A 3,221-nucleotide genomic window follows, 5' to 3' on the forward strand; every position below is an offset into this window, starting at 1 on the left:
CATTGATGTCGCCACGGAACAATGACGAGGCGATGTAATTGCCGAGGCCTGGCCAGGCAAAGACGGTTTCGATCAGCACGAAGCCTTCCAGTAGTCCGCCATAGGAGAGCGCGATAATGGTGACGAGCGGAATGGCCGCATTGCGAAGGGCATGGCCAAAAACGACCTCGAACTCGTTCGCGCCCTTAAGGCGGGCGGTGAGCACATACTCCTTGGTCAACTGGTCGAGCATGAGCGAGCGCGTCATGCGGGAGAGATAGGCCATGGAAAAGTAGCCGATGAGGCAGACGGGCAGCACTATATGGCTGACCGCATTCCAGAACACGTCCCATTTGCCGCGCAGGATGCTGTCGATCAGGATGGAATTGGTGATCGGTTCGACGACCCCGACGTAGAAGACGTCGATCTGCCCGGAACCGGCAACCCAGCTGAGGCGGTAGTAGAAAACATAGAGACCGACGAGGCCGAGCCAGAAAATCGGCACTGAATAGCCGATCAGGCCCACGAAGCGGATCAGGTGGTCAGGCCATTTGTCGTGCCAATAGGCCGAGATCACCCCCGCCGGCACGCCGAGCACGATGCCGAGCAGCAGGCCAAGCGTTGCCAGTTCCAGCGTCGCCGGGAAGAAGGTGAGGAGGTCCGTCAGGACCGGCCGTGTCGTGGTGAATGAGGTGCCGAAATCGCCGCGCAGCAGTTGTAGCGTGTAGTTTGCGAACTGCTCCCAGACCGGCTTGTCGAGGCCCATGGCGTAAAAGACCTTGTCATAGGCCTCCTGTGTCGCCTTCTCACCAACGATGGAGAGGACGGGATCGATGGGGATGATCCGGCCAATGAAGAAGGTCAGGGCAATGAGCCCCAGAAGCGTCACGGCTATCGTCGCCAGGCCGGTCAATATCCGACCCAGGCGCCTGATGCCTTCTGATGCAGGAGCGGTTGCTGCCACGTCGAAAATCCAGGTTCTTGGAAACGGCGCGGCGACCTTGTCGCCGCGCCGGGAAATGATCAGTCCTTGGTGACGTCCCAATAGCGATCGTCAGAGAGCGTCAGGCCGAGGACAAGTCCATTGACGTTCGACCGGACAGCGACGCGGCGTACTTCCTGGAACATGTAGAGGAAGGGCGAGGTATCGGTGTGGGTCTTCTGGATTTCCTCATACATGGACTGGCGCAGCGCGGTGTCGTTCTCGCGCAGCGCGGCCATGGCCTTGGGGGAGAGATCTCCGGCATCCCAACCGAAGCGGTCGGCAAGGCTCGAAGAGCCGTCAGGCGCGTCCTTGGAATTGACAGCGAATGCCTTGGCGTTGGAATGCGGATCGGGATAGTCCGGTCCCCAGAGACCAACCCAGATGTCGAGATCGGACGAGCGGTAGCGCTCCAGCCACTGCTGGCCATCGACCACCTGGAGATCGAGATTGATACCGGCCTGTGCCAGCGTCGCCTGTGCGGCCTGGGCGAAATCGGTATAGGGCGGCACGTTCCAGACGACGGTTTCGAGAGTCACTGGCGTCGAGACGCCGCTCGAAGCGATCAGCTCTTTTGCTTTTTCGATATCGAGGGAATACGGGTTGTAGTCGAGAGCGCCGAGGAAACCCGAGGGCACGAGGGTCTGGTGCACTTCAATAGTGCCTTGGCCAATACTCGATGCAATGCCGTCATAGTCGACGAGGTATTTCATCGCCTTGACGAAGTCGGGGTGGCTCAGGGCTTCGTTGCGAACGTTGAGGCCCATGTAATAGATGACGCCCGAAGTCCCATCGAGGGTTTTGACGTCAGCATTGCCGCCGATGGAAGTGTAGTCATCCGGGCCGAGCTTGTTGGCAATGTCGATATCGCCCTTTTCGAGCAGCAGGCGCTGGGCGGCGCTTTCCGGCACGTGCTGGAAAAAGACGCGCTCGACACCGGGACGCTCCTGCCAGAAGTTCTCGTTGCGGGTCAGCAGAATGGACTGCTTGGGCGACCACTTGCTCAAAACAAACGGGCCGGAGCCGGCGGTGTTTTCCTGTTTGAGCCAGGCATTGCCCATGTCGCCATCGACTTCATGCTCGAGCACGAGCTTGCTGTCGACGATGCCGCCAACGTAGGAGGACAGGGCGTAAAGCACGAAGGACTCGGCGTAGGGCTGCTCGATCTCGATGACGAGCGTGGCGTCATCGACCGCCTTGATGCGATCGGCGATGTTGTCGACGGTGAACCCGAACTGGGTCAGGAGGAATGCCGAACGCGAGGCCATCTTGACCACGCGGTGATAGGAAAACTCCGCGTCATGTGCCGTCACCGGGTTGCCGGAAGCGAACTTGGCGTTGGGGTTCATCTTGAAGGTGAAGGTCTTGCCGTCGTCCGAAACGGCCCAGCTTTCAGCGAGGACACCGAAAATCTCGGTCGGATTCTTGACGTTGAAGGTCACGAGCGGCTGATAGATCTGCTTTGCCGCCATGATGCCGCCGACTTCGCCGACCTCGGCAGGGTCGAGGGTGATGATGTCGTCAATGGCGTCGGCGATCACCAAAGTGTCCTGCGGCGTCGCCGCAAAGCTCACACTGGTGAGCATGGTCATGCTCAAAAAAGCGCTGGCCAGTGCTTTGGTCAGTTTCATCGATTGGTCTCCTCAGGTGCAATCGGCCGCGTTCCCAACGGCAGCGATGGTGAATGGGGTCTGTCGGCGAACAGGCGCATGGTCCCGACCCAAAGCTCGGTCGCGACGGTGTCGCCCGGGTTTTCCGAGGCATGCGGCAAGGTCGAATTGAAATGCAGGGTGTCGCCCGCCTCGAGCCGGTAGGCGACGCTGTCGACCGTGTAGATCATGGTGCCGGCGATGAGATAAACGAAGTCCTCGCCCTCATGGCGCATGACCTCGGACGCAAAGCCAGGCGGTACGTGGGTTATGCAGGCATTGAGTTTGGCTTCGTCAAAGCCCGGCTCAAGAAATTCGTAGACCGGCGTGGTCGAGCCCAGCGAAAAGCGAGGGCGCGCCGACGAATGCGTCACCTGCCGGTGGGCGCGCTCGGGGGCCTGCGACAGGAAGCGGTCTACGCTCGTGTCGAGCGCGCGGGCCATGGCATAGAGGGACGATAGCGACGGCCGGGAAATGTCCCTCTCAATCTGCGAGATGAAACCAACGGTGAGGCCGCTATCCTTGGCAACATCGCGCATGGTGCGGCCCAACTCCTTGCGGCGTTGGTGCAGTCGCGCGCCAAGACTGGCATTCCCCTCCGTCATACAGTC

Annotated in this window: 3 protein-coding genes; all 3 read right to left on the bottom strand. The window is 60.3% G+C overall.

The annotated features are described in order from the left end of the window. On the bottom strand, nt 1–943 hold a 943-nt coding region (locus tag J0I64_RS19130; protein ID WP_291411232.1), incomplete at its 3' end, for an ABC transporter permease. A gap of 59 nt (nt 944–1,002) precedes the next feature. Further along, nucleotides 1,003–2,592: an ABC transporter substrate-binding protein gene (locus tag J0I64_RS19135; protein WP_291411234.1), complete on the bottom strand. Its 1,590-nt coding sequence runs from the start codon at nt 2,590–2,592 to the stop codon at nt 1,003–1,005. Continuing rightward, on the bottom strand, nt 2,589–3,221 hold a 633-nt coding region (locus J0I64_RS19140; protein WP_291411235.1), incomplete at its 5' end, for a cupin domain-containing protein. The genes J0I64_RS19140 and J0I64_RS19135, both read right to left, overlap by 4 nt.

The sequence above is a fragment of the Devosia sp. genome (genome assembly GCF_017307565.1).
Classification (GTDB): domain Bacteria; phylum Pseudomonadota; class Alphaproteobacteria; order Rhizobiales; family Devosiaceae; genus Devosia.

Excerpts from the sequence above, each read along its gene's own strand:
- J0I64_RS19135 (WP_291411234.1), bottom strand. The coding sequence starts at position 2,592 with ATGAAACTGACCAAAGCACTGGCCAGCGCTTTTTTGAGCATGACCATG.